The organism is Nocardioides flavus (ex Wang et al. 2016) (assembly GCF_014653115.1).
Lineage (GTDB): Bacteria > Actinomycetota > Actinomycetes > Propionibacteriales > Nocardioidaceae > Nocardioides > Nocardioides flavus.
Window position 1 is genome coordinate 212,552 of the sequence record NZ_BNAD01000004.1, and the last position, 26,689, is coordinate 239,240.

The following is a 26,689-nucleotide window of genomic DNA, read 5'->3' on the forward strand; positions in this document are numbered from 1 at the left end:
CACCTAGCCTCGCGTCGTGACCGAGGCCGACCTGACCCCGAGCGAGCGCTCGGGCATCGTCCGTGACAGCCTCGCCGTCGGCGTCGCCACCGGCGCGTACGGCATCGGGTTCGGAGCGGTGTCCGTCGCTTCCGGGCTGAGCGTGGCGCAGACCTGCGTGCTGTCGCTCCTGATGTTCACCGGCGCGAGCCAGTTCGCCCTCGTGGGCGTGGTCGCCGCCGGAGGCGCGCCGCTGTCCGGGGCGGCGACCGCGCTGCTCCTGGGCACCCGCAACACGCTCTACGGTCTGCGGATGGGCCCCTTGCTGCAATGGCGGGGGTGGCGACGCGTGGCGGCTGCCCACGTGCTGATCGACGAGTCGACCGCCATGGCGGTCAACCGCCAGACCACGGCCGCGGTCCGGCTCGGCTTCGTCACCACGGGCGCGTCGGTCTTGGTCCTGTGGAACCTCGCGACGGTGGCGGGCGCGCTGGCGGGCGAGGCAGTCGGCGACCCCCGCACGTACGGCCTCGACGCGGCGGTGGGTGCCGCCTTCCTGGCCCTGCTGTGGCCGCGGCTGAAGGATCGCCGCAACGTCCTCGTCGCCGCCCTGGCGGCGGTGGTCGCGCTCACCGTGGTGCCGCTCACCGCGGCGGGCGTGCCGGTGCTCACCGCCGCGGGCGTCGCGCTGCTCGTCGGGGTGCTGGCCCGGCGCCAGGACCCCACCGAGGTGCCGGGTCCCGAGGACGTGGCGGGAGGACACCGCTGATGTGGACCGCGGTGCTGCTGGCCGCCATCGGCTGCTACGTGCTCAAGGTCGCCGGCCTGTCCCTGCCGCAGCGCGTGCTCGAGCACGCGACCGTCGAGCGGGTGGCCGACCTGATCCCCGTCGCGCTGCTCGCCGCCCTGGTCGCGGTGCAGGTCGCCTCGTCGGGCCCCGAGCTCACGCTCGACGCCCGCGCGCTCGGCCTCGGCTTCGCCGTGGTCGCGCTGGCGCTCCGGATGCCGTTCCTGGTCGTCGTGGTGGGTGCCGCCGTGGTGGCTGCGCTGGCGCGGCTGCTGTGAGGTGTGGGGGCCGCCGTGCCTCCGCGCACTCAGCCGATGTCGAGGAACGCGTCCAGCCCGACCGTCAGCCCGGGGTGGTCGCCGATCGAGCGCACGCCGACCATCACCCCCGGCGTGAAGGAGACGCGGTCCAGCGAGTCGTGCCGGATCGTGAGCGTCTCCCCCGCTGCGCCGAGGACGACCTCCTGGTGGGCCACGAGGCCCCGGATGCGCAGGCCGTGCACCCGTACGCCGTCCACGTCCGCGCCCCGCGCGCCCTCGAGCCCGGTGGAGGTGGCGTCGGGCATCGGGGCGCTGCCGGCCTCGCGACGGGCTGCGGCGATCAGCTCGGCCGTGCGCCGCGCCGTGCCGGAGGGAGCGTCGGCCTTGTCCGGGTGGTGCAGCTCGACGACCTCGACGGAGTCGAAGAACGGGGCCGCCTGCGCAGCGAAGCGCATCATGAGGATCGCGCCGATGGAGAAGTTGGGGGCGACCAGGACCCCGACGCCCGGCGCGTCGACGAGCCAGGTCTCGAGCTGGTCGAGGCGGGACTGGTCAAAGCCGGTGGTCCCGACGACCGCGTGGATGCCGTGCTCGATGCAGAACCGCAGGTTGTCCATCACCACGTCGGGATGGGTGAAGTCGACGACCACCTCGGCCCCCGCGCGCACGAGCTCCTCGACGTCGTCGCCGGCGTCGACCGCCGCGACCAGCTCGGTGTCGTCGGCTGACTCGACGGCCCGGCAGACCTCGGCGCCGACCTTGCCGCGCGCACCCAGCACGCCGACCTTCAGGGGGACTCCAGCTGTGCTCACACGCCCAACCTATCGCCGCACGGACATCGCGGGTGGCGGTGGCTGACTCGTGGGCCCCCGTCTGGCAGGCTGTGGCCCATGCCTGCCTCGAGCATCCCGCCGCGCATCAAGTGGGCCGTCGACCTCATGGACGTCCAGCCGGGCGACCAGGTCCTCGAGATCGGCTGCGGCCCCGGAGCCGGCGCCGAGGCGATCTGCGCCAGGCTCGAGACCGGCAAGCTGTTCGCGATCGACCGCTCGGAGTCGGGCGTCGACCGCACCAAGCGCCGCAACCAGAAGTACGTGGACGCCGGGCGCCTCGTCGTGCGCCAGATCGACCTCGCCACGCTGCGGGTGCCGGTCAAGCGGCTCAACAAGGTCTTCGCCTTCAACGTGAACCTGTTCTGGGTGCGCGCCTGCGACGACGAGATCGCCCTGCTGCACGAGCGGGTGGTCCCCGGCGGCGCGGTCTACCTCTTCTACGAGGCGGCGCGTCCCGAGCTGGTGCCCAACATCGTCAAGAAGGCCTCCGAGAACCTCGTGCGGGGCGGCTTCCGCGTGAGCGTCGTCGAGCAGAAGGCTCCCCCGGTCATCGGGCTCATCGCCCGCAGGTGAGCAGCGTCAGCCGGTCGGGCCCACGACCGCGAGCAGCTCCGGCTGCGTGAACAGCTCCTTCGCGAGCAGCGAGACGTCCTCGACGGTCACGGCCTCGATCCGCGCGACCACCTCGTCGATGGTGAGCAGCTCGTCGTTGACCAGCTCGGCCTTGCCGATGCGCGACATCCGCGAGCCGGAGTCCTCGAGGCCGAGCACCAGGCCGCCCTTGAGCTGGCCCTTGCCACGCTCCACCTCGTCGGCGGTGAGCCCGTCGGCGGCCACCTTGGCCAGCTCGTTGCGCACGGTCTCGAGGACCGCGTCGTACTTGCCGGGCAGGCAGCCCACCGAGACGCCCACGACGCCGGCGTCGGCGTGGTGGGTGGCGAAGGAGTAGACCGAGTACGCCAGGCCGCGCAGCTCGCGCACCTCCTGGAACAGCCGCGACGACGTGCCGCCGCCGAGCGCGGTGTTGAGCACGCCGAGGGCGTAGCGGCGCGGGTCGGTGCGGGTGATGCCCCGGACGCCGAGGACCAGGTTGACCTGCTCCTGGGGACGTACGGTGCGCGACTCCCCGGCATGCACGCGGCGGGCCTTCTCCGACTGCTCGGAAGGCGTGGGCTCAGCCTCGCCGTCGAGGAAGCCGCTGCGACCGAAGGCCTGCCTGACCTGCCGCACGACGGTGGCGTGGTCGATGTTGCCGGCGACCGAGACGACCATGTTGTCGGCGCGGTAGTGCCGGGAGTAGAAGCGGTGGATCTGGGCGCGGGTCATCGCCGTGATGGAGGCGTCGGTGCCCGCGATGGGACGCCCGAGCGGGGTGTCGCCCCACGCCTGCTCGGCGAACAGGTTGTGCACCACGTCGTCGGGGTCGTCGTCGTGCATCGCGATCTCGTCGAGGATCACGTCGCGCTCGGCCTCCACGTCGGCCTCCTCGATGGTCGAGGAGGTCACCATGTCGCCGAGGACGTCGACCGCGGTGGGGAGGTCCTCGTCGAGCACGCGGGCGTGGAAGACGGTGTACTCCTTGGTCGTGAAGGCGTTGAACTCGCCGCCGACCGCGTCCAGGGCCACCGAGATGTCCATCGCGCTGCGCTCGGGCGTGCCCTTGAAGAGCAGGTGCTCGAGGAAGTGCGAGCAGCCGTGCAGGGCGGGAGTCTCGTCCCGCGAGCCCACCGCGACCCACACGCCGATGCTCGCCGAGCGGGTGCCGGCCATCTGCTCGGTGACGATCCGCAGGCCGCTGGGCAGCACGGTGCGGCGTACGCGGGAGGTCACCGCACCGTCGGCGTCCTTGACGGTGTGGAGGGTGCGGGTGGTGCCGTTCTTCTGCACGGGGGTCCTTCCGGGGGTGGGGTGAAGCGCCACGACCGGCCGGCCTGGCGGCCGACCGGTCGTGGGTGGAGCGTCAGGCGAGGGTCACTCGTCGTCGGACCCGGGGGCGGTGTCGGAGCCGGCCTCGGCCGCCTCCTCCGAGCCGCCCTCGTCCTCGACGACGGGGACCAGCGAGAGCTTGCCGCGGTCGTCGATCTCGGCGATCGAGACCTGGACCTTCTGGCCCACCGACAGGACGTCCTCGACGGCCTCGACGCGCTTGCCGCCGGCCAGCGCGCGCAGCTTGCTGATGTGCAGCAGGCCGTCCTTGCCGGGCATGAGCGAGACGAATGCACCGAAGTTGGTCGTCTTGACGACCGTGCCGAGGTAGCGCTCGCCGACCTCGGGCATGGTCGGGTTGGCGATCGCGTTGACCGCGGCCTTGGCCGCCTCGGCCGCCTCGCCGTTGGTCGCACCGATGTAGACCGTGCCGTCGTCCTCGATGGACAGGGTCGCGCCGGTGTCGTCCTGGATCTGGTTGATGACCTTGCCCTTGGGACCGATCACCTCGCCGATCTTGTCCACGGGGACGCGGATGGTGATGATGCGCGGTGCGTGGACCGACATCTCCTCCGGCGCGTCGATCGCCTCGGCCATCACGTCGAGGATCGCCAGGCGCGCGTCGCGGGCCTGGGTCAGCGCGGCGGCCAGGACCTCGGCGGGGATGCCGTCGAGCTTGGTGTCGAGCTGGAGGGCGGTGACGAACTCGCGGGTGCCGGCGACCTTGAAGTCCATGTCGCCGAACGCGTCCTCGGCCCCGAGGATGTCGGTCAGCGCGACGTACTGGGTCTCGCCGTCGATCTCGCCGGAGATGAGACCCATCGCGATGCCCGCGACGGACGCCTTCAGCGGCACGCCGGCCTGCAGCAGCGACAGGGTCGAGGCGCAGACCGAGCCCATCGAGGTGGAGCCGTTGGAGCCCATGGCCTCGGAGAGCTGGCGGATCGCGTAGGGGAACTCCTCGCGCGAGGGGAGCACCGGCAGCAGGGCACGACGCGCGAGCGCGCCGTGGCCGACCTCGCGGCGCTTGGGCGAGCCCACGCGGCCGGTCTCGCCGGTGGAGAACGGCGGGAAGACGTACTTGTGCATGTAGCGGCGGTGCTTCTCCGGCGACAGCGTGTCGAGCTGCTGCTCCATCTTGAGCATGTCGAGGGTGGTGACGCCCAGGATCTGGGTCTCGCCACGCTCGAACAGCGCGGAGCCGTGGACGCGCGGGATCACGTTGACCTCGGCGTGCAGCGGACGGATGTCGGCGAGGCCGCGACCGTCGATGCGGACCTTGTCGCGCAGGACTCGCTCGCGCACCACGTTCTTGGTGACCGAGCGGAAGGCAGCGCCGAGCTCCTTCTCGCGGCCCTCGAACTGGCCGGCGAGCTGGTCGAGGAGGGCGACCTTGAGCTCGTCGGTGCGGGCCTCGCGCTCCTGCTTGTCGCCGATCTGCATCGCGGCGGTCAGGTCGGCCTTCGCGGCGGCCTCGACCGCGGCGTACACGTCGTCCTCGTAGTCGAGGAAGACCGGGAAGTCCTGGACCGGCTTGGCGGCCTCGGCGGCGAGCTGGGCCTGCGCGTCGACGAGCTGCTTGATGAAGGGCTTCGCGGCGTCGAGGCCGCTGGCCACGACGTCCTCGGTGGGCGCCTGGGCGCCGCCCTGGATGAGGGCGAAGGTCTCCTCGGGCGCCTCGGCCTCGACCATCATGATGGCGACGTCACCGGACTCGGTGACGCGACCCGCGACGACCATGTCGAACACGGCCGACTCGAGCTGCGAGTGGCTCGGGAAGGCCACCCACTGGCCGTCGATGAGCGCCACGCGGACGCCGCCGACGGGGCCGGAGAAGGGCAGGCCGGAGAGCTGGGTGGACAGCGAGGCGGCGTTGATGGCCAGCACGTCGTAGGGCTGGTCGGGGTCGAGCGCCATGACGGTGATGACGACCTGGACCTCGTTGCGCAGGCCCTTCTTGAAGGTCGGGCGCAGCGGGCGGTCGATCAGGCGGCAGGTGAGGATCGCGTCCTCGCCCGGGCGACCCTCGGAGCGGAAGAAGGAGCCGGGGATCTGGCCCACGGCGTACATCCGCTCCTCGACGTCGATGGTCAGCGGGAAGAAGTCGAAGTGGTCCTTCGGGTTCTTCGAGGCGGTGGTCGCCGAGAGCAGCATCGTCTCGTCGTCGAGGTAGGCCGTGACGGAGCCGGCGGCCTGACGGGCCAGGAGGCCGGTCTCGAACTTGACGGTGCGCTTGCCGAACTTGCCGTTGTCGAGAACGGTCTCGACAGCGGAGATGATGGGTTCACTCATGGAAGCAGGATCCTGCTTTCTCTTCGCGGAGCGATCCGCGGCGTCCACCCCTCATGTGGTGGACCATCGAAGGTCCCGCGGGGCCGGTCTTCGATCGAGGCCCGCAGATCTCCCTGACGCCACAGGCGTGAGGATCTGAAGGCCACTACCGAGGACCGGGCGACGAGGCGGGTCGCTCCTGTTGGGTGGTTGTTCAGTTGTGCCGGGTCGACACTAGCGCGACCGGACCCGGATGTGAGAGGAGCGGCTCCCCGTGGCAGGGAGCCGCTCCTGACGCGATCAGCGTCGCAGGCCGAGGCGCTCGATGATCGAGCGGTAGCGCTCGATCTCGGTCTTCTGCAGGTAGTTGAGCAGACGACGGCGCTGGCCGACGAGCAGGAGCAGGCCACGACGGCTGTGGTGGTCGTGCTTGTGCTGCTTGAGGTGCTCGGTGAGGTGCGAGATGCGGTGGCTGAGCAGCGCGATCTGGACCTCGGGGGAACCGGTGTCGCCCTCGGTCAGGGCGTACTCGGCGATGATCTTCTTCTTGGTCTCCGCGTCGGTACCAATCGACATGGGGGCTCCTTCGGTTCTCGTTGCGCGGCGCGCCCGGGCCTGTTCACCGGGGCACTCTGGTTCCGCGGCCGTCGTGACGGCGTGTCGCCCTGCTGGGCAACCGCAGAATCATATCGAGGCGTCGGACTGCGTCCCAATCCGCGCCGCGCTCCGAGGGGCGTACGGAAGCCTCCCGTCAGCCCGTGGCGGTCCTCAGACGGCCGGCGGAGCCGGCGGGTCCGACTCGTCGGTGCGCTGGGTGGTGGCCTGGCGACCCTGCGCGTCGGTGGTGGTGGCCGTGGTGGTGTGGCGACGCTTGGTGTTCTGCTGGACCATGGTGAGCACCAGCCAGAGCACGCCGGAGATGACGAGGATCCACCCCAGCGTGATCACCTCGAGGGGACCGACCTGCTGCTCGTTGAAGGCGAGCGCCAGGACCAGTCCGATGACGATGAGGCCGATCGGCCCTCCGAAACCCATGTCGTGCTCCATTCTGTTGGGGATGCCGTCCGGTCCGACGCGGTCTGGACCGGGCGGGGCAGAGTCTGGCCTGCGCGCCGCCGCGTGTCACCCCCCTGCGGGGTGCGGCGTGCGACGATCACGGCATGGCTGGTGAGAAGCGGATCGGCGTGTGCAACCTCTGCGAGGCCATCTGCGGGCTCGAGCTGACGGTCGAGGGGCGCGAGGTCGTCGCGGTGCGGGGCAACAGGGCCGATCCCCTGTCGCGTGGCCACATCTGCCCCAAGGGAGTCGCCATCGCGGACGTGTACGCCGACCCCGACCGGCTCCGTCGGCCGGTGCGCCGCGTCGGCGAGGGCGCCGGGGCCCGCTGGGAGGAGATCGGCTGGGACGAGGCGTACGACCTGGTCGCCGACTCGATCGCCCGGGTGGTCGACGAGCACGGCGACGACGCGCTCGCCGTCTACCTCGGCAACCCCAACGCCCACAGCCTCGGCTCGATGACCCACGGCACGGCGATGTTCAAGTCCTTCCGGACCCGCAACCGCTACTCCGCGACCTCCGTCGACCAGCTCCCCCACCAGCTGGTGGGCCACCTCATGTTCGGCCACCAGCTGTTCCTGCCGGTCCCCGACATCGACCGGACCTCGTGGTTCCTCGTGGTCGGCGGCAACCCGATGGCCTCCAACGGCTCCCTCATGACCGTGCCTGACTTCCCCCAGCGCCTGCGCGACCTCCGGGCCCGCGGCGGGCGGATGGTCGTCCTGGACCCCCGGCGCACCGAGACCGCAAAGGTCGCCGACGAGCACCACTTCGTCCGGCCCGGCACCGATGCGTGGGTGCTGCTGGCGATGCTCCACGTGCTGACCACAGAGACCGAGCCGAGGGTCGCGGCCTACGTCGACGGGCGCGACACGGTCGTCGACCTGGTCGCGGACTTCACCCCGGAGCGGGCCGAGGCGATGAGCGGCGTGCCGGCCGAGGTCGTACGCCGTCTCGCCCGCGACCTGGCGGCCGCCGACGCCGGCGTGGTCTACAGCCGGATCGGCGTCTCGGCCGGCCCGTGGGGGACGGTGTGCCAGTGGGCGGTCAACTGCCTCAACATCCTCACCGGCAACCTCGACCGTCCCGGCGGCGCGATGTTCACCACGCCGGCGATCGACGCCGTCGGCACCGGCTTGATCGGCCGCGGGCACCACGACGCCTGGCGCTCGCGGGTGCGTGGCCTGCCGGAGACCGGTGGCGAGCTGCCGGTCGCGGCGCTGCGCGAGGAGATCGAGACACCCGGAGAGGGCCAGGTGCGGGCGTTGCTGACGGTCGCCGGCAACCCGGTCCTGTCGACGCCGGACGGCGCCCGGCTCGACACCGCCCTGCGCGGCCTGGACTTCATGGCGGCGGTCGACATCTACGTCAACGAGACGACGCGCCACGCCGACGTGATCCTGCCACCGACCACGGTGCTCGAGCGCGACCACTACGACCTCGTCTTCCACCTGCTCGCCGTGCGCGACACCGCGCGGTTCACCCCCGCGGTGTTCGACAAGGAGCCCGACCAGCGCCACGACTGGCAGATCTACCGTGAGATCACGCTCCGCACCGCCGCGCGCCTAGCCCGGAAGGCGCCGCTGAAGAAGCGGCTCGTGCAGCGCGCCCGGTTGACGGCGAGCCCGACCTTCCTCGTCGGCCAGCTGCTGCGGCGTGGGTCGAGCGGGGTGACCCTCACGAAGCTGCGTGCCCGCCCGGCTGGCATCGACCTCGGTCCGCTGCGCGGCGGCCAGCTGCCCGAGCGGCTGCCCTCGAAGGGCAAGCGCCTCGACCTCGCACCCGCGCTGGTCGTCCAGGACGTCGCGCGGCTCGCCGCCGTCCCGGCGCCCGCGGGCGAGGGCGGCCTCGTGCTGATCGGTCGCCGTCACCAGCGCGACTGCAACTCGTGGATGCACAACTCCGAGCGGCTCACCAAGGGCCGGCCACGACACCACCTGCTGATGAACCCCGGCGACCTGGCTGCACGCGAGATCGGCGACGGCGCACGCGTACGCGTCACCTCACGGGTCGGGTCGGTCGAGGTGGAGGTGAGTGCCTCCGACGACCTCATGCCCGGCGTGGTGTCCCTCCCCCACGGCTACGGCCACGCAGCGGAGGGCGTCCTCATGGGCCGCAGCCGCGAGGTGCCGGGCGTGTCGGTGAACGACCTCACCGACCCCGAGCTGCTCGACGTGTCCGGCAACGCCGCGCTCAACGGGGTGCCGGTCGAGGTCACCGCCTGCTGATGCGGCCGTACGTCAGGCGCTGACGTCGCCCAGCACGGCGAGGACGTCGTCGGGGGTCTGTGCGGCGTCGAGCGCGGCGATCTGCGCGTCGTCGGTGAACGCGCCGGCGAGGGCCTGCAGCACCGTCAGGTGGTCGTCGCCGGCGCCCGCGATGCCCACGACGTACCGCGCGGGGTTGCCCTTCCAGTCGATCGGCTCGTCGTAGCGGACGAACGAGATCGCCGTGTGGCGGATCAGCGACTTGGCCTCGTTGGTGCCGTGCGGGATGGCGAGACCGTTGCCCATGAACGTCGACACCGAGGTCTCGCGCTCGTGCATCGCCTCGACGTAGGCATCGTCGACGGCGCCGGACGCGACGAGGAGCCGGCCCGCCTCGGTGATGGCCGCCTCGCGGTCGGTGGCCTGTCCGCCGAGCACGATCGCGTCCCGGCTCAGTACGTCGCTCATCTGGCGCCTCTTTCCCTCGCAGGTGTCGTGGTGGTTCCTCAGGTGCTGATCATCAGACCACACCGTCGCGGCGACGGACCGGGCCCGAGGTCGTCGGGCCCGGCCGATCGCGAGCCGTCAGGTCGCGGTGTTGCCCTCCTGGACCATGGTCACGATCTCGTCGTAGCGCGGGCTGGCCATGAAGTTGTCGACCGACACGTGGACCGCCGACGGGGTCTTGAGGCGGGCCCGGTCGGTGAGGTCCTGGTGGGTGACCACCAGGTCGACGTCGTCGGTGAGGTTGGAGATGGCCTTGTTGACCACCGTCACCTCGGTGTGGCCGGCCTCGTGGATCTTCTTGCGCAGCACCGAGGCGCCCATCGCGGAGGACCCCATGCCGGCGTCGCAGGCGAAGACGATCGTGGTGATCTCGCGGGTCTCGGTGACCCTGCCCCCGCCCAGCGTCGACGAGGCGATGGACTTCTTGCCCTTCATCGACTCCATGCTCGCGGTGGCTGCGGTGAGGTCGCCCTCGTCCTCGTCCTTGTCCATCTTGAGCAGGACGGCCGCGACGGCGAACGAGGCTGCGGCGCCGCCGATGACGGACAGGATGACGCCGACGTAGCTGCCGCCGGGGGTCTGGATCAGCACCGCGATGATCGACCCCGGAGCAGCCGGGGCGCGGAGCCCCGAGTCGAACACCAGGTTGATGAAGATCTGCGTCATGCCACCGGCGATCATCGCCAGGATCAGCTTGGGCTTCATCAGCACGTAGGGGAAGTAGATCTCGTGGATGCCGCCCACGAAGTGGATCAGCAGCGCGCCGGGCGCCGAGGCCCGGGCCACCCCCTTGCCGAAGAACATGAAGGCCAGGAGCAGGCCTGCGCCTGCCGCCGGGTTGGCCTCCAGCAGGAACAGGATCGACTGCCCCTCGCGGGTGGCCTCGGCCGTGCCGAGCGGGGTGAGGATGCCCTGGTTGATCGCGTTGTTGAGGAAGAGCACCTTCGCCGGCTCGATGAACACCGACGTGAGCGGGAGGAGGCTGTTGCTGACGAGGAAGTCGATGACCTCCTCGGCACGGGCGCTGAACCAGGTGACGAACGGCCCGGCCACGACGAAGCCGACGACGGCGAGGACCATGCCCCAGATGCCGGCCGCGAAGTTGTTGACGAGCATCTCGAAGCCCGGGCGGATCTTGTGCGACCAGAGGGCGTCGAGCCGCTTCATCGACCAGCCACCCAAGGGCCCCATGATCATCGCGCCGAGGAACATCGGCACGCCGGCGCCGGCGATGGCACCCATCGTCGCGATGGCGCCGACGACACCGCCACGGATGTTGTCGTCGTACATCATCCGGCCGCCCGTGTAGCCGATCAGCAGCGGCAGCAGGTAGGTGATCATCGGGCCGACGATGCCGCCGCCGGCGAAGTCGCCCCAGCCGCCGAACTCGGCGACCCAGCTGTCGGGGGCGAGCCACGCGTTGTCGCCGCCGCCGAGGTTGATCCAGCCGTTCTCGATGAACAGGGCCGTGATGAGGCCCCAGGCGATGAAGGCGCCGATGTTGGGCAGGACCATGTTGGACAGGAACGTGCCGAATCTCTGCACGTGCACCCGCGCGCCGGTCCGGGCCGCGGGACTCGAGGTGGTGGTCGCCATGCTGTGTCCTCCAGGAGAGCTCGACGGGGTGACCCCCGTCACATGATCTCTGGATTAAACCGCACGATCGGGTCTGTTGCCAAGCATTCGGGCATACATTTGTGTCCGATCGTGTGGCATTTCGCCCGCTACCTGCCCAGATGGCTGTCGAAGAGCGCCCGTTCCGCCGCGCTGGTCCACGTGTCGCCGGGCCCCAGCGCGGCGGCGACGTCCGGCATCGTCGCCCTCAGCTCGTCGAGACCCGTGAGCGGGAGGTCGTGGATCTGGGGGAAGATCAGCACCTTCCCGGAGTAGCGGCCGTCGACCAGCGCCTGGAGGCCGTCCTTGGCCGCCCGCATGCCGCCGACGGCGCCCACGATCGATCCCGGGGAGAGCTGTCCCTCGTCGGCGAGGTCCACCACCTTCTGCTGGTCGTGGATGGTCAGCCCCGAGGTGCCCGTGTACTGGGCGTTGTCGAGGTACACCGCACTCAGGTCCAGCGGCGCGAGCGTGCCGTTGGGGACGCCGGCGAAGAAGACCAGCATGCCGTCGGAGCTCATGATCGTGTCCGCCTCGGCCATCACGCCGGCGATCGGGACGCTGACCACCACGTCGTCGGCCCCCCGGCCGTCGGTGATCCGCATGACGAAGTCGCGGAGGGACTCCTCGGCCGTCTGGGAGTTGAAGGTGAGCAGCTCGCAGCCGTTGCTCTCCGCCAGGTGCCCGAGGCGGTCCTCGAGGCTCTTCAGGCGTTCGTCGCTCACCTCGGTGGCGACGATCGTACGAGGCCCGTCGGTCTGCTGGATGGCGCGCTGGACGTGCATCAGCCCCATCGGGCCACCAGCGCCCACGAAGACCGTCGTGCCCCCCGAGCGCAGGTCGCAGCGGTTGCGCGCCTCTCCGTAGGACGCGGCGATGTCCGGACCGCGGCCACCGAGGTAGGCGGTGTAGTCGTAGTGCAGGCGGCCCACGTCGGTGTCCACCAGGCCGTCCAGGGCGGTCTCCCCCACCATGTTGAGGGTGCCCCGACGGGCGACGTGCCGGGCCACGGCACCCACCGTCGTCGCGGAGCGCGGATCGAGCACGACGATGTCGTCGAAGCCGGCGCCATTTGTCAGCTCGTCCACCAGCGCCTGGTGGTCGTCGGCGGTGATGCCGTTGCGCACGACCGTGTCGGCCGAGGTGCGCTCCACGAGCCTCTCCACCGAGGCGGGCACGTCGGTCATCACGATGGTGGCCGGAGCATCGAGCCCGGAGGAGAAGAGGTAGTCCCGCTCGTCGCCGGGCCGCCCGATGATCCACATGGTCCCGCCGGCCTTCGGCTCGAGCCGGCGCCGCTGGGTGTAGGCGGCCATCACGCAACCCCACGGCTCGAGCGTGGAGGCCTCGGCGTACCCCATCGTGTCGGGGAGCGGCAGCAGGCAGGCGCCGTCGTCGGTGTCGAGCATCTCCGCACCCATCAGGTGGTACTGGGTCAGGCCGCCGGGGATGGTGTAGCCGTAGGCCGTGCTCCTGCCGTCCTGGTAGATGTCGGGCTGCACGGCCAGCCGCTGGCCGGGATGGTAGCGGTCCTTGAGGTTGGCGCCGACCTCGATGACGGTGAGGCTCACCTCGTGCCCGAGGCGGGTGGGGTCCACCGCCAGGTCGCGGTCGTAGAGCTTCGGGTGGCTGCCGCCCTGGCGCATGATCTTCACGTCGGAGAAGCAGAGGCCCACGCTGTCGATGCGGACCAGCATGTGGTCGGCATCGGGTGCGGGGACGGGGAGCAGCTCGGGCTGGTCGTCCTTGCCCATGCTCTCCTCGCCCGCGCCGTACAGGTTCCAGGTCCAGGTGCCGTCGGGCAGGTCGAGGTCGGCGGCACGGTAGCGGTCGTACGGTGAGGTCATGCTTCCTCCTTGGTGAGGTGGTTCGACGGCGCCGGCTCAGGTGCCGAGCAGATCCCGTACGGCGGCGCGGGCGGCCATCGGGTCGGGGGCGCCGAGCGCGGCCTCGGCCGCTGCCTCGCAGGTCTCGAAGGTGACCCTGCCCAGCTGGGCGCCGACCGGGCGTACGGCACGCGCGGCCATCGAGAGCGACGAGATCCCCATGCCGATGAGCGCGGTGGCCAGGAGCGGGTCGGCAGCCGCCTCGCCGCAGACCCCCACGGGCTTGCCCGCCTCGGTCCCGGCGTGCGCGGTGATGGCGATCAGCTGCAGCACCGCCGGCTGCCACGGGTCGGTGAGGTGAGCCAGGTCGGTGGCCATGCGGTCCGCGGCCATGGCGTACTGGGTGAGGTCGTTGGTGCCGATCGACAGGAAGTCGACGACCTCGAGCATCCGGTGGGCCAGCAGCGCCGCGCTCGGGATCTCGACCATGACACCGGCCTTGAGCCCGCGCGAGCGCACCTTCTCGGCGAAGTCGGCCGCCTCGGAGACGGTGGCGACCATCGGCGCCATCACCCAGGTCTCGGTGCCGGTGCGCTCGGCGGCCGCGGCGATGCCGTCGAGCTGACGGTCCATCAGGCCCGGGTTGCCGAAGCTCAGCCGCAGCCCGCGCACGCCGAGGGCGGGGTTCTCCTCCCCCTCCTGCGTGGCGAACGCGATCGGCTTGTCGGACCCGGCGTCGAGGGTGCGCACCACGACGTAGCGCCCGTCGGAGTAGGGCGAGAGCACGCCGGCGTAGATGTCGGCCTGCTCCTCGACGCTCGGCTCGTCCTTGCGGTTGAGGAAGCACAGCTCGGTTCGGAACAGACCGACGCCCTGCACCGGCTCCGCGCCCGCGGACTCCGCGGAGGGCCCGTCGGCGACGTTGGCGAGGAGCTTGACCGGCATCCCGTCGGAGGTCGCCGCCGGACCGCTCCACGAGGCCAGCTCCTCGCGCAGCCGGTGGCTCTCCTCCACGCGAGCACGAGCCTCGTCGGGGTCGGCGCCCTGCTCGACCACCCCGGTCCCGCCGTCCACCACGACGAACGTGCCGGCGGGGATCGCCATCACGCCGGCGGCGCCGACCACGCACGGGATGCCGAGCTGGCGGGCGATGATCGCGGTGTGGCTGGTGGCCCCGCCGCGCTCGGTGACCAGGGCCGTGACGAGCGACGGGTCGAGGCCGGAGGTGTCACTGGGGGCGAGGTCCTCCGCGACCAGGATCGACGGCTCGTCCGGGGTGGGCACGCCTGGCGGCGGCTCCCCCACGAGGTGGGCGATCACCCGGCGCTCGATGTCGCGCAGGTCGGTGACGCGCTCGGCCATCAGCCCGCCCATGTTGGTGAAGATCGTGACGAACTGCTCCACGGCGCCCTGCACGGCCTCGACCGGGCCCTGGCCTGCCTGGAGGTTCTTGGAGACGGCGGATCGCAGCCCCTTGTCGCGCGCGAGGCCGGCACTGGCCGTCAGCACCTGTGCCGCCGCGCCCTCGGCGGCGGATGCCTTGGTGCTGAACGTGTCGGCCACGGCCGCCGCGGCCTCCTCGTACGCCTCGAGCGCCGCGAGCTCGTCGTGGAAGCCTCCGTCACCGAAGCGTGCGATCGCCTCCGGGGACACCTCCCCCCGCACGTGGAGGACGGGCCCGGCGGCGACGCCCGGCACGACCGGGGTCCCGCTCAGGGACTTCGCAGGGGAGCTCGTGGGTGTGGTCATGGACACACCGTAGAACACGCGACAGTTGACAAGCAACACAATCGGGACTAAAACAACACATACACAGATCACGAGGAGGTGGACCGATGTACGCCGAGGAGCGCCAGCAGGCGATGGCTCACCTGGTCAGTCGTCGCGGCCGGCTGTCGGTCGTCCAGCTCGCCGAGGAGTTCGAGGTCACCACCGAGACCGTCCGCCGCGACCTTTCGACGCTGGACCGGATGGGGCTGGTCCGGCGGGTCCACGGGGGCGCGGTGCCCGCCGGCTCCCTCACCGTCATCGAATCAGGTATCGGCGAGCGTGACCAGTCCAACACCCACGCCAAGGACGCGATCGCCGGTGCGGCCGTCGCGCTCCTGCCGCCGCCGGACTCCATCATCGTGGTCGACGCGGGCAGCACGACCGCCCGCTTCGCCGCCGCCCTCCCCCGCGACCACCGGCTCACCGTCATCACCCACGCGGTGCCGGTGGCCACGCGACTCGCCGGCCTGCCGCAGATCGAGCTGCACCTGCTCCCGGGCAAGGTGCGCCCGACCACGCACGCCGCCGTCGGCGCCGACACCGTGGCGGCCCTCGCCGACCTGCGCGCGGACGTGGCGTTCGTCGCGACCAACGGCCTGACGGTCGGCCACGGGCTCACCACGCCCGACAGCGAGGAGGCGGCCACCAAGCGCGCGATCATCGCGTGCGCCCGCAAGACCGTCGTGCTGGCCGACTCCACCAAGCTGGGCGTCGAGACCGCCGTCCGCTTCGCCTCGCTCGACAACGTCGACGTGCTCGTGACCGACAGTGACATCGAACCCGCCGACCGCCGGGCGCTCGAGGGCGCCGGCATCGAGGTCGTGGTCGCGTGATCCTCACCCTCACCCCCAACCCCAGCGTTGACCGCACGGTCGCCCTCGACGGCGAGCTGGTCCGCGGCCAGGTCCACCGGGTCGCCTCGGTCACCTCGCAGGCCGGCGGCAAGGGCGTCAACATCTCGCGGGCGGCTGTCAGCGCCGACATCCCGAGCATCGCGGTCGTGCCCGCCGCCAAGGACGACCCGTTCGTGCTCGAGCTCCTCGGCGCGGGCATCGACTGCCGTCCGGTGCAGGCCGCGGGCGACGTGCGCGTCAACCTCACGATCACCGAGCCGGACGGCACCACGACCAAGCTCAACTCCCCCGGCGCCGCGGTGCTCCCCCTCCATCTCGAGCTCATGGCGCAGGCCGTCCTGGTGCGCGCCTCGAGCGCGGACTGGACCGTCCTCGCCGGCTCGCTGCCCGCCGGCGCACCGGCCGGCTTCTACGCCGATCTCGTACGCCGGCTGCGGGAGGTGGGCGGCCGGGTGGCCGTCGACACCAGCGAGGCGCCGCTGCAGGCCCTCGTCGACGCGCTGCCGCACTCGGCCCCCGACCTCATGAAGCCCAACGGCGACGAGCTCGCCTCGTTCACCGGAGGCGACGCCGACGAGCTCGAGTCCGACCCGACCGCGACGGCCGCGGCCGCGCGCCAGCTCGTCGACCGCGGCGTGGGCGCCGTCCTCGCCACCCTCGGCGGCAACGGCGCCGTGCTCGTCACCTCCGACGGGGCCTGGCACGCCAGTCCCCCGCCCACCACTGTCGTCAGCACCGTCGGTGCCGGCGACTCCAGCCTCTTCGGCTACCTGCTCGGCGACATCCGGGGGCTGCCCGCCCCGGAGCGCCTGGCACTGGCCGTCGCCTACGGCAGCGCCGCCGCAGGTCTCCCCGGCACCACCATCCCCCGACCCGCGCAGGTCCGACCGGACCTCGTCGGCGTCACCGCCCTCACCCCTTCATCGGGAGGCACAGCATGACCGCACTCATCACCACCGACCTCGTACGGCTGGGCGCCGACTGGGGCTCCGACAAGCACGACGTGATCCGCGCCCTGGCCGGCGTCGTCGACGACGCCGGCCGCGCCACCAGCAAGGACCAGCTCGTCGAGGACGCCTTCGCGCGCGAGTCCACGTCGGCGACCGGCCTTCCGGGTGGCATCGCCATCCCGCACTGCCGCACGGCCGGCGTCGAGGTCCCGACGCTCGCGTTTGCACGGCTGGAGCCGCCCGTCGACTTCGGCGCGAAGGACGGCCCGGCCGACCTGGCCTTCCTCATCGCGGCCCCGGCCGGCGGGGACGCCGACCACCTCACCATCCTGACCAAGCTCGCCCGGGCACTGGTCAAGCCGGCCTTCACCGACGCGCTGCGTGCCGCCGCGACCGACGAGGAGGTCGTCGACCTCGTCACCCACGAGCTCGGCGAGCCCGCGCCCGCCGCGGCGAAGCCGGTGCCGGCCTCGGGCGCACCCTCGGGCGCAGCCACCCCGACCGGTGGCGAGACCTCCACGGCACCTGCCGCCGCGGCGAGCGCCCCCGCTGCCTCCGGCTCGACGCCGTCCCTCGTGGCTGTCACGGCCTGCCCCACCGGCATCGCCCACACCTACATGGCGGCCGAGGCGCTCGAGGCCGCCGCCGAGCGTGCCGGCGTACGGCTCCAGGTCGAGACCCAGGGCTCGGCTGGCTCGACGCCGCTGTCCCCCGACACGATCGCCGCCGCGGGCGCGGTCATCTTCGCCGTCGACGTGGGTGTGCGCGACCGCTCCAGGTTCGCGGGCAAGCCGATGGTGAGCTCCGGCGTCAAGCGCCCGATCGACGACGCCGACGCGATGATCGCCGAGGCCCTGCGCTACGCCGCCGACCCGCCCAGCGCTCCCCGCGTCGAGGGCACGGCCAGCGAGGCGGGTGGCTCGAGCACGGCCGAGGAGTCGTTCGGTGCCAAGACCCGCCGCGTGCTGATGACCGGCGTGTCCTACATGATCCCGTTCGTCGCGGCCGGCGGCCTGCTGATCGCGCTCGCCTTCCTGCTCGGCGGCTACGAGATCGCGCTGAACACGGAGGACGGATCAGGTGTCGCCGGCCAGGTCGTCGCCGACTCGACCCTGCTCAGCCCGGCCGACCCGGGCTCGTACGACCTCGCCGGCGACGACTCGCTGCCGCGCGGTGCTCTCCTGACCTACCTCGGCGCGCTCCTGCTGACCCTGGGCGGCGCGGCGTTCGGCTTCCTCGTCCCGGCCCTCGCCGGCTACATCGCCTACGCCATCGCCGACCGCCCCGGCATCGCGCCGGGCTTCGTCATGGGCGCCATCGCCGGCACGCTCAACTCCGGCTTCCTCGGCGGCATCGTCGGCGGCGTCCTCGCCGGCATCATCGCCCACTGGATCACCAGCTGGAAGGTGCCGGCCTGGATGCGCGGACTGATGCCGGTGCTCGTTATCCCGTTGCTGACGACCCTCGTCGCCGGCTTCGTCATGGTGGTCCTGCTCGGCCGGCCGCTGGCCAGCCTGATGACCAACCTCGCCGACGGTCTCAACAGCCTGCAGGGCGGGTCCGCGATCGTCCTCGGCATCATCCTCGGCCTGATGATGGCCTTCGACATGGGCGGCCCGCTCAACAAGACGGCGTACGCCTTCGCCACCGCGGGTCTCGGCGCCGCCGCGACCGCCACCGATGCCCCGGAGCTCAAGGTGATGGCTGCGGTCATGCTTGCCGGCATGGTGCCGCCGCTGGCGCTCGCGCTCGCCACGGTCGTACGGCCCGGTCTGTTCACCGTGCCCGAGCGCGAGAACGGCAAGGCGGCCTGGGCGATGGGCGCCTCGTTCATCACCGAGGGCGCCATCCCCTTCGCCGCGGCCGACCCCCTGCGGGTCATCCCCTCGATCATGGCCGGCAGCGCCGTCACCGGCGCACTGTCGATGGGTCTCGACGTGGGGCTCCGCGCTCCGCACGGCGGCATCTTCGTCCTGTTCGCGGTCGACAACGTCCTGGGCTTCGTGATCGCCCTCGTCGCCGGAGTCCTGGTCAGCGCTGCGCTCGTCGTCACGCTGAAGAGCTTTGGCCCCTCCGACGCCGACGTCGCTACTGTCTGAGCCACCGACCGTTCGTACGACACCACCCCCGAGGAGAACCATGCCCAGCAAGTCCGTCGTCGTCGGCTCCGCCGTCGGCCTCCACGCCCGTCCCGCCGCGATCATCGCCGAGAAGGCCGCCGAGCTCGGCTCGGACGTCACCATCAACGGTGTCGACGCCAGCTCCTCGCTGATGATCATGACCCTCGGCGCCGCCAACGGCGACACCGTCGAGGTGGCGGGCGACGACCAGGGCGACGTGGACACGATCGCTGCGCTCGTCGAGCAGGACCTCGACGCCTGAGGTGAGACGCGTCAGCGGTGGTCCACCCACGGTCTGCTCGCGGCGAGTGTGGGTGGGCCACCGCTCGGGTGATCGTCAGTCGCGCTCGGGTGATCGTCAGTCGCGCTCGCGCGTCGCGAGGTAGACCGCCCGCATCCCGACGGCTCGCTCGAGCTGGCTCTCCACGACGGAGAAGAACTGCTTGCGGTACGTCTCGTCGGTGACGGCGGAGACGGTGAAGTAGAACCCGCTGAACGAGGCCAGGAAGAGCGAGACCTTCATCAGCGACACCGACACGTGCGGGAGGAACGGCACCTCGCCCACCGTGTCGGCGCCGGTCCAGGCGAGCTGCGTCTCCGTCTCCATCACCAGCGAGCCGAAGAACATGAAGAAGGCGAAGACGGTGACCGACAGCAGCAGGACCTGCACCGTCTGGATCACCAGCAGGACCAGGATCAGGTTCCACCGCTCGAACCCGGTCACCTGCGCGAAGTCCTGGGGATCGATCGACGGGTCGGCCGCGACCCCCCGGCTGGCGTGCTCGAGCGGCGTGCCCGCGCAGGCGCGGGTGATGAAGGCGTCGTCGACCTCGTCGTCGACCCGGTCGACCTCCTCGGGCAGCCGCACGAGCAGGAACAGCACCGCGAGGCCGAACATCAGCAGGACCGTGAACCACAGCAGCCCGAAGGGCAGGTTGGTCGTCATCTGCCACGCCTCGGCGTTGACGAAGAGGAACGTCACGAAGACGAGCAGCAACGGCAGCGCCCGCGACGCCATCGGCACCAGGAAGCGGACGCTGCCGAGCGTGCGCGACAGCGCGAAGCCGAGGATCGGGCGCGCGTGCAACGCGCTCGAGGCGTACCAGAGCAGCCCGAGGACGGTGACGGACAGCCACAGGGCCGGTGCCGCCGTGTACTGCTCCGAGAGCCACCCGAGCAGGCCGCCGCCCGCGGCGGCAACAGCGACCAGCAGCACGAGGATCGGAACCAGGCGCCGCGGCCTCAGCCCTGCCCTGGCGGCGGCGCGCTCCTCGGCGACGAAGTAGGGCAGTCCGTGGGCGAGGAACCACTCCTCGACCGTCGTACGGTCCTTGGTCACGCCAGCAGCTCCCGGGCCCGACGTACGTCGTCGTGCATGGTCTCGACGAGGGCGTCGATCCCCTCGAACCTCACCATCGGGCGCAGCCGGTCGACGAACGCGATCTCGACCTCCACCCCGTAGAGCTCGAGGTCGTCACGGTCCAGGACGTAGGACTCCACGCGCCGGTCCCGCTCGCCGTCGAACGTGGGGTTGGTGCCCACCGAGATGGCGGCCGGGAGCCGCTCGCCGGTGTCGAGCCGCGTGAGCCACCCGGCGTAGACGCCGTCGGCCGGCGCCGCGTCGACGGGCGGGACCGGGACGTTGGCCGTGGGATAGCCGAGCTCGCGCCCGCGCCTGTCCCCTTCGACGACCGTGCCCCGTACGGTGAACGGCCGGCCGAGGGCCTCGGCCGCACCGGCGACGTCACCGGTGGCCAGGCACTGGCGGACGTAGGTCGAGCTCCAGACCTGGGGCCCGCCGTCGAGGGCGACCCCGACGGTCTCGAAGCCGCGTTCGGCGCCGGCCTCGACGAGCGTGGCGACCTCGCCCGCCGCCTTGGCCCCGAAGCGGAAGTTCGACCCGACGACGACCGCACCGGCGTGCAGCGCGTCGACGAGGATCCGGTCGATGAACTGGTCCGGCGTCCACGACGCGACCCCCCGGTCGAAGCAGACCACGAGGAGGGCGTCCACGCCGGCGCCGGCGAGCAGCCGCGAGCGCGTCTCGATCGAGGTCAGGGTCGGCGGGGCGTGCTCCGGACGCAGCACCGCCATCGGGTGTGGGTCGAAGGTCACCGCCACGACCGTGTCGATGCCGAGCCGCTGCGCCGTCGCCCGCGCCTCGCGGAGCACGTGGGCGTGCCCGAGGTGCACGCCGTCGAAGTTGCCGATGCTGACCACGGTGCGGCCGAGGTCGGCCGGCACGTCGTCGACGTCTCGCCAGATCTGCACGGGCAAACAGTACTCAGCGCCGATCTCCCACCGACGCAGCACCGGGCCCCCCGTGCCTGGAGGCCCGGTGTGCGACGGCTCGCGCTACTTCAGCCTGATGGTGCGCATCATCCCCATCATGGCGTGCGGCATGCCGCCCATGGACGCGTCGGGCCAGAAGCAGAGCATGGCGTAGGTGCCCTTCGGCAGCCGGTAGTCCATGGCGACCGACTCACCGCCGCTGATGACCGCGGACTCGAGCGACGTGCTGAAGTCCACCGGCGGCTTCCCCTCCTCGGTCATCAGGAACTCCTTGAGGTCCTGGAGCGAGGCTCCCTTCCTCATCCTGACCAGGATCACGAAGTGGTTCTGGTCGGAGTGGTTCTTGAAGGTCATCGTGCCCTTGCGGGGGATCGACGCCGGCTTCTTGCTCCACTTGGCGCTCTGCACCGCCTTCAGCACTGCCCCGTCGGGCATGGCGCCGCCGGTGTCGGTCCCGACCGCCGTGAACGTGAACCACTTGGAGGCGTTGGTCCTGCCACGGGTGTCGAGCGCGATGTAGCTGCCCGGCTCGAGGTCGACCCAGAAGCGCGCAGCCTTGTCGGGCGTGCTGGACACGCCGCCGACGAGCGTCACGTTGGCCTCGAATCGGCGGAAAGGCCCCAGCTTGCCCGCGTCGAGCCCCTTCTTGATGTCCGCCTCGGCCTCCTCGACGGTGTAGCCCTCGTGCAGGCTGACGATCTGGAACCCGGAGGGCTTCGCGCTGGTGACCGTGAACTCGCTGACGCCCGGCTGGACGGTCGTCGGCATCGTGATCCTGCGAGTCCCGCTGATGGTGACGTCGACCGTGGCGGCTGCTGTCTCCCGTGCAGCATCCTGACCGGCGGCCCCCGCCGTGCTTCCGGTGAGCGCTCCCGCGGTCAGCACCATGACACTGACGGCGAGAGCGGCAATGCGTTGGACGGTCATGCCGTACCTCCCTCGGGCACCGCGCACCCTGCGCCCCTGCCCGGCCTCCACGGTGCTCCTCTGCGCACCGTTCCCACCAGCCGATTTCCCGACTGGTCAAGACCACCCTGACACCCCTAGGGGTGAGAGAGGACCTTCAGACGAAGACCGCGACTGGTCGAGCCGAGGGCCCGCGCTGCTCGTAGAGGGCGAGGAACTCCCCGCCCGGCGCGAAGACCGCGTGCGGGCGGTCGTCCGGGAGGGTCAGGTCGAGAGCCCGCCCGAACCGCACGTGCGCGGCCCGCTCGTCGTCGAGCTCGACCACTGGGAACGTCGCGCGGGCGGCGTCCGCGATCGGGAGCACCGCGAAGTCGTCGCCCAGCTGCTCGAGCGTACGCGCCACCGACAGGTCGAAGGGGCCGACCGCCGTACGCCGCAGCGCGGTCAGGTGCCCGCCCACCCCGAGCGCGGCACCGAGGTCCCGGGCGATGGCGCGGATGTAGGTGCCCGACGAGCAGCGCACGGAGATGCGTACCTCGGGAAGCGCCACCTCGCGCACGACGAGCTCGTGGATGGTCACCGGGCGGGCCTTGAGCTCGACCTGCTCGCCGTCGCGCACCCGGGCGTAGGCTCGCTTGCCGTCGACCTTGATCGCGGACACGGCGGTGGGCACCTGCTCGATGTCACCGACGAACCGCGCCAGCTCGGTGCGTACGGCCTCGGCGTCCACGCCGTCGACGGGAGCGGTCGAGACGACCTCGCCCTCGGCGTCGTCGGTGGTCGTCGAGACGCCGAGCCGGATGGTGGCGTCGTAGGCCTTCTCGGTGAGCATGAGGTGACCGAGCAGACGGGTCGCGCGGTCGACACCGAGCACCAGCACGCCGGTCGCCATCGGGTCGAGCGTGCCGGCGTGGCCGACCTTGCGGGTGCCGGCGAGCCGGCGCACCCGGGCCACGACGTCGTGCGAGGTCATGCCCGGGGCCTTGTCGACGACGACCAGACCGGGATCGGCCATCAGGCGCGGTCGTCCCCGTCGAGCTCCTCGGCGCCCTCGAGCCCGCCGGCGAGCTCGTCCTCGAGCTCGTCGTCGGCCACCCGCGGCTTCTTGTACGGGTCGGCCTCGCCGGCGTACGCCTCGACGCGGCGGGCCGCGACCTCCTCGTCCTGCTGCCGGGCGCGCGCGAGGACCTCGTCGAGCGCACGGGCGCTCTCGGGGAGGGCGTCGGGGATGAAGGTCAGCGACGGCACGATGCGCATGCCGAGCTGCTTGGCCACCTCGGAGCGGATGACCCCCTTGGCCGACTCCAGCGCGGCGGCCGTGCTGGCCAGCTCCTCCTCGGCGCCGAGGACGGTGTAGAAGATCGAGGCCTGCTGCGAGTCGCCGGTGACGCGGACGTCGGTGACCGTGACGAAGCCGAGGCGCGGGTCCTTGATCCGCCGCTCGAGCATCTCGGCGACGATGACCTGGATGCGGTCGGCGATCTTGCGGACACGGGGGTTGCTCATGGGTCCAGTCTCTCCTACTCGTGAGCGGGCACTTCGTGCCCGTCACAGACGGTGACCGGGCGCTTCGTGCCCATGAAGGGGAACGAAGCGCCCGGTCGATGACGCGGACGGGCACGAAGTGCCCGCTCGGGATCAGCCGCGCGGGATCTCGCGCATCTCGAACGCCTCGACGATGTCGCCGATCTTGATGTCCTGGAAGTTCCGGAGCACCAGACCGCACTCGAAGCCCTCGCGGACCTCGGACGCGTCGTCCTTCTCGCGGCGCAGCGAGGCGAGGTCGAGGTTGTCCGCCACGACCGCTCCGTCGCGCAGGACCCGCACCTTGGCGTTGCGGCGGAGCAGGCCGGAGGTGACCATGCAGCCCGCGATGTTGCCGGCCTTGGACGAGCGGAAGATCTCGCGGATCTCCGCCTGCCCGAGGGTCGACTCCTCGTAGACGGGCTTGAGCATGCCCTTGAGCGCCGCCTCGATCTCCTCGATCGCCTGGTAGATGACCGAGTAGTAGCGGATCTCGACACCTTCCTTGTCGGCCATCTGGCTCGCCTTGCCCTGCGGGCGGACGTTGAAGCCGATGATGATGGCGTCGGAGGCGGCGGCGAGGTCGACGTTGGTCTCGGTGATGGCACCGACACCCCGGTCGATCACGCGCAGCGAGACCTCGTCGCCGACGTCGATCTGCGACAGGGCGTCCTCGAGCGCCTCGACCGAGCCGGACACGTCGCCCTTGAGGATGAGGTTGAGCTCCTGGCTCTCGCCCTTCTCCATGGAGGCCATGAAGTCCTCGAGGCTGCGGCGGACGCGACGCTTGGCCTGCATGGCCGCACGCTCGCGCGCCTCGCGCTTCTCGGCGATCTGGCGAGCCATGCGGTCGTCCTCGACCACGATGAAGTTCTGACCCGCACCCGGGACGGCCGAGAGTCCGAGCACCATCGCGGGACGCGACGGGTCAGCCTCGGTGATCTCCTGGCCGTGCTCGTCGAGCATCGCCCGGACGCGACCGTGGGCCGGACCGGCCACGATCGAGTCGCCGACGCGGAGGGTTCCGCGCTGGACGAGCACCGTGGCGACCGGACCGCGTCCGCGGTCGAGGTGCGCCTCGACGACGAGGCCCTGGGCGTCCTGGTCGGGGTTGGCCCGCAGGTCGAGCGAGGCGTCGGCGGTGAGGACGACGGCCTCGAGCAGCTTGTCGAGGTTGAGCCCGGCCTTGGCCGAGACGTCGACGAACATCGCGTCGCCGCCGTACTCCTCGGGGATCAGGCCGTACTCGGTGAGCTGGCCGCGGACCTTGGTGGAGTCGGCCTCCGGCTTGTCGATCTTGTTGACCGCCACCACGATCGGCACCTCGGCCGCCTTGGCGTGGTTGAGCGCCTCGACCGTCTGCGGCATGACGCCGTCGTCGGCCGCGACGACCAGGATCGCGATGTCGGTGGCCTGCGCACCACGGGCACGCATGGCGGTGAACGCCTCGTGACCGGGGGTGTCGATGAGGGTGATGCGGCGGTCCTCGCCGTCGACCTCGGTGTGGACCTGGTAGGCACCGATGTGCTGGGTGATGCCTCCGGCCTCCTTGTCGACGACGTTGGCGTTGCGCAGCGCGTCGAGGAGCTTGGTCTTTCCGTGGTCGACGTGACCCATGACCGTGACGACCGGCGGACGGACGACCAGGTCGGCCTCGTCGCCCTCGTCGCCCTCGTCGGCGCCGAACTCGAGGTCGAACGTCTCGAGCAGCTCGCGGTCCTCGTCCTCCGGGGACACGATCTGGACGACGTAGTTGAGCTCCTCGCCGAGCAGCTCGAAGGTCTCGTCACCCACCGACTGGGTCGAGGTGACCATCTCGCCGAGCGAGAACAGCATCTGGACCAGGGCGGCCGCGTCGACGTTGATCTTCTCGGCGAAGTCGGTCAGGGACGCGCCACGCGGCAGCCGTACGGTCTCGCCGTTGCCCTTGCGGACGCGCACGCCGCCCAGGGTCGGGGCGTCCATGGCCTCGAACTCCTGACGACGCGCCCGCTTGGACTTGCGCCCACGGCGCGAGGGACCACCCGGGCGACCGAAGGCACCCTGGGTCTGTCCGCGCTGGCCGGGACGACCACCGCCGGGGCGACCGCCGCCGGACGGGCCGAAGCCACCGGGACGTCCGGGAGCACCACCGGGAGCACCGGCACCGGCGCCGGGACGACCCGGGGCACCGCGTCCGGGAGCACCGGGGCGACCGGGGCCGCCGCCGGGTCCGCCGCGGGCAGGACGGCCACCGGGACCGTTGCCGAAGGCGGCCGGGGACTTGGGCATCATCGCCGGGTTGGGGCGCGGCATGCCGGGACGGGCGTCGCCGCCACCGGCCGGCGGGCGCGGCGGACGGTTGTCGTCGCCACCGGTACGGGGTGCGGGGCGCTGCCCCATGCCCTGGCTGGGAGCGAACGGGTTGTTGCCCGGGCGCGGCGCGCCGGGCCGGCCGACCGGACGGGGAGCCGGGCTCGGGGCCTTCGCCGCCGGGGCGGCGGGCGCGGCCGGGGGCTCGGGCTCGGCAGCGGGTGCCTTCGGCTCGGCGGCCGGAGCCTTCGGACCGGGCTTGGGGCCGGGCCGGGCGGCCGGGGCCGCAGGTGCGGCGGGCTCAGCGGCCGGCTCGGCCACCGGCTCGGCGCCGGCCGGGGCCTCGGCGCGCGCCTCGGTCGCAGCGGGCGCGGGCGCCGGCTTCGGGCCGGGCTTCGGCGCGGCCTTCTTGGCGGCCGGCTTCTCGGCCTCGGGCGCGGCGGCCGGGGAGGCGGCAGCAGCCGCCTTCAGCTCGTCGCCGTACTGCTTCTTGAAGCGCATCTCGACGGGCGGCTCGACAGTCGACGATGCCGACTTGACGAACTCCCCCATCTCCTTGAGCTTCTCGAGAACGAACTTGCTCTCGACTCCGAACTCCTTGGCGAGCTCGTGGACTCGGGTCTTTGCCACGGTTGGTCTCTACTCCTTCTGGTCCGTGACCCCAGAAGGAGGGGAAACGGAACAGCTAGTGGGTGTGCACACTCATTGCGAGTTA

23 protein-coding genes are annotated in these 26,689 nt (G+C 71.6%); 8 read left to right on the forward strand and 15 right to left on the reverse strand.

The genetic code is table 11. From position 1 onward, the window contains the following. Nucleotides 1–16 precede the first annotated feature (16 nt). Entirely contained in the window at nt 17–748 is a 732-nt protein-coding gene (locus tag IE200_RS09705) for an AzlC family ABC transporter permease (protein WP_191279265.1), read from the forward strand. Beyond that, nucleotides 748–1,044 (forward strand): AzlD domain-containing protein, encoded by a 297-nt coding sequence (locus tag IE200_RS09710; protein WP_191279266.1) that lies wholly within the window; start codon nt 748–750, stop codon nt 1,042–1,044. The genes IE200_RS09705 and IE200_RS09710 overlap by 1 nt, the downstream gene beginning before the upstream one ends. A 29-nt stretch (nt 1,045–1,073) precedes the next feature. Here the strand turns inward: IE200_RS09710 and dapB are convergent, their stop codons facing one another. Next, on the reverse strand, nt 1,074–1,817 hold the full coding sequence (gene dapB / locus IE200_RS09715; protein ID WP_191279408.1) for a 4-hydroxy-tetrahydrodipicolinate reductase: 744 nt from the start codon (nt 1,815–1,817) through the stop codon (nt 1,074–1,076). A 99-nt stretch (nt 1,818–1,916) separates the two neighbouring features. Here dapB and IE200_RS09720 point away from each other — a divergent pair, with 99 nt between their 5' ends. Next, the gene (locus tag IE200_RS09720; protein WP_191279267.1) at nt 1,917–2,432 is read left to right on the forward strand and encodes a class I SAM-dependent methyltransferase; all 516 of its coding nucleotides are present in this window, start codon (nt 1,917–1,919) and stop codon (nt 2,430–2,432) included. A gap of 6 nt (nt 2,433–2,438) precedes the next feature. Here IE200_RS09720 and IE200_RS09725 read toward each other — a convergent pair whose 3' ends face one another. The 4 genes from IE200_RS09725 to IE200_RS09740 all read right to left on the reverse strand — a co-directional run bounded on the left by IE200_RS09725 (nt 2,439) and on the right by IE200_RS09740 (nt 7,091). Then, nucleotides 2,439–3,746 carry a M16 family metallopeptidase gene (locus IE200_RS09725; RefSeq protein WP_229856354.1) on the reverse strand — a complete coding sequence of 436 codons (1,308 nt, stop codon included), beginning with the start codon at nt 3,744–3,746 and terminating at the stop codon, nt 2,439–2,441. 84 nt (nt 3,747–3,830) lie between these two features. After that, nucleotides 3,831–6,077 carry a polyribonucleotide nucleotidyltransferase gene (locus IE200_RS09730; RefSeq protein ID WP_191279269.1) on the reverse strand — a complete coding sequence of 749 codons (2,247 nt, stop codon included), beginning with the start codon at nt 6,075–6,077 and terminating at the stop codon, nt 3,831–3,833. A gap of 279 nt (nt 6,078–6,356) precedes the next feature. Next, a complete protein-coding gene (rpsO, locus tag IE200_RS09735) occupies nt 6,357–6,632 on the reverse strand; it encodes a 30S ribosomal protein S15 (RefSeq protein ID WP_191279270.1) in 276 nt (91 codons plus the stop codon). Between the two features lie 192 nt (nt 6,633–6,824). Continuing rightward, on the reverse strand, nt 6,825–7,091 hold the full coding sequence (locus IE200_RS09740) for a DUF6458 family protein (RefSeq protein ID WP_191279271.1): 267 nt from the start codon (nt 7,089–7,091) through the stop codon (nt 6,825–6,827). A gap of 125 nt (nt 7,092–7,216) precedes the next feature. Here IE200_RS09740 and IE200_RS09745 point away from each other — a divergent pair, with 125 nt between their 5' ends. Next, the gene (locus tag IE200_RS09745; protein WP_191279272.1) at nt 7,217–9,340 is read left to right on the forward strand and encodes a molybdopterin-dependent oxidoreductase; all 2,124 of its coding nucleotides are present in this window, start codon (nt 7,217–7,219) and stop codon (nt 9,338–9,340) included. Between the two features lie 12 nt (nt 9,341–9,352). Here IE200_RS09745 and IE200_RS20730 read toward each other — a convergent pair whose 3' ends face one another. The 4 genes from IE200_RS20730 to ptsP form a co-directional block, all read right to left on the reverse strand. Then, entirely contained in the window at nt 9,353–9,787 is a 435-nt protein-coding gene (locus IE200_RS20730; protein WP_229856355.1) for a PTS sugar transporter subunit IIA, read from the reverse strand. 117 nt (nt 9,788–9,904) lie between these two features. Continuing rightward, complete coding sequence (locus IE200_RS09750) at nt 9,905–11,422, reverse strand: PTS mannitol transporter subunit IICB (protein ID WP_229856356.1); 1,518 nt, start codon at nt 11,420–11,422, stop codon at nt 9,905–9,907. Between the two features lie 128 nt (nt 11,423–11,550). After that, nucleotides 11,551–13,287 carry an alcohol dehydrogenase catalytic domain-containing protein gene (locus IE200_RS09755; protein ID WP_191279273.1) on the reverse strand — a complete coding sequence of 579 codons (1,737 nt, stop codon included), beginning with the start codon at nt 13,285–13,287 and terminating at the stop codon, nt 11,551–11,553. Nucleotides 13,288–13,323: 36 nt separating this feature from the next. Then, on the reverse strand, nt 13,324–15,015 hold the full coding sequence (gene ptsP / locus IE200_RS09760) for a phosphoenolpyruvate--protein phosphotransferase (RefSeq protein ID WP_191279274.1): 1,692 nt from the start codon (nt 15,013–15,015) through the stop codon (nt 13,324–13,326). A gap of 86 nt (nt 15,016–15,101) precedes the next feature. Between ptsP and IE200_RS09765 the strand changes: the two genes are divergently transcribed. The 4 genes from IE200_RS09765 to IE200_RS09780 are packed head-to-tail and all read left to right on the forward strand — an operon-like array spanning nt 15,102 to nt 19,222. Next, a complete protein-coding gene (locus IE200_RS09765; RefSeq protein ID WP_191279275.1) occupies nt 15,102–15,869 on the forward strand; it encodes a DeoR/GlpR family DNA-binding transcription regulator in 768 nt (255 codons plus the stop codon). After that, nucleotides 15,866–16,831 carry a 1-phosphofructokinase family hexose kinase gene (locus IE200_RS09770; protein WP_191279276.1) on the forward strand — a complete coding sequence of 322 codons (966 nt, stop codon included), beginning with the start codon at nt 15,866–15,868 and terminating at the stop codon, nt 16,829–16,831. The genes IE200_RS09765 and IE200_RS09770 overlap by 4 nt, the downstream gene beginning before the upstream one ends. After that, on the forward strand, nt 16,828–18,939 hold the full coding sequence (locus IE200_RS09775; RefSeq protein WP_191279277.1) for a PTS fructose transporter subunit IIABC: 2,112 nt from the start codon (nt 16,828–16,830) through the stop codon (nt 18,937–18,939). Before IE200_RS09770 ends, IE200_RS09775 begins: the two co-directional genes overlap by 4 nt. A gap of 40 nt (nt 18,940–18,979) precedes the next feature. Further along, nucleotides 18,980–19,222, forward strand: a complete 243-nt coding sequence (locus tag IE200_RS09780) for an HPr family phosphocarrier protein (protein ID WP_191279278.1) — start codon at nt 18,980–18,982, stop codon at nt 19,220–19,222. Nucleotides 19,223–19,318: 96 nt separating this feature from the next. On the opposite strand, the gene IE200_RS09785 is transcribed toward IE200_RS09780, so the two are convergent. The 6 genes from IE200_RS09785 to infB all read right to left on the reverse strand — a co-directional run bounded on the left by IE200_RS09785 (nt 19,319) and on the right by infB (nt 26,604). Further along, a complete protein-coding gene (locus IE200_RS09785) occupies nt 19,319–20,299 on the reverse strand; it encodes a hypothetical protein (protein WP_191279279.1) in 981 nt (326 codons plus the stop codon). Further along, a complete protein-coding gene (locus IE200_RS09790) occupies nt 20,296–21,231 on the reverse strand; it encodes a bifunctional riboflavin kinase/FAD synthetase (RefSeq protein ID WP_191279280.1) in 936 nt (311 codons plus the stop codon). Before IE200_RS09790 ends, IE200_RS09785 begins: the two co-directional genes overlap by 4 nt. A gap of 84 nt (nt 21,232–21,315) precedes the next feature. After that, nucleotides 21,316–22,179, reverse strand: a complete 864-nt coding sequence (locus IE200_RS09795) for a hypothetical protein (RefSeq protein ID WP_191279281.1) — start codon at nt 22,177–22,179, stop codon at nt 21,316–21,318. Between the two features lie 136 nt (nt 22,180–22,315). After that, entirely contained in the window at nt 22,316–23,173 is an 858-nt protein-coding gene (gene truB, locus IE200_RS09800; protein ID WP_191279282.1) for a tRNA pseudouridine(55) synthase TruB, read from the reverse strand. Beyond that, nucleotides 23,173–23,664 (reverse strand): 30S ribosome-binding factor RbfA, encoded by a 492-nt coding sequence (gene rbfA, locus IE200_RS09805; RefSeq protein WP_191279283.1) that lies wholly within the window; start codon nt 23,662–23,664, stop codon nt 23,173–23,175. Before rbfA ends, truB begins: the two co-directional genes overlap by 1 nt. Nucleotides 23,665–23,796: 132 nt before the next feature. Then, nucleotides 23,797–26,604, reverse strand: a complete 2,808-nt coding sequence (gene infB / locus IE200_RS09810; protein ID WP_191279284.1) for a translation initiation factor IF-2 — start codon at nt 26,602–26,604, stop codon at nt 23,797–23,799. Between the last annotated feature and the right edge of the window lie 85 nt (nt 26,605–26,689).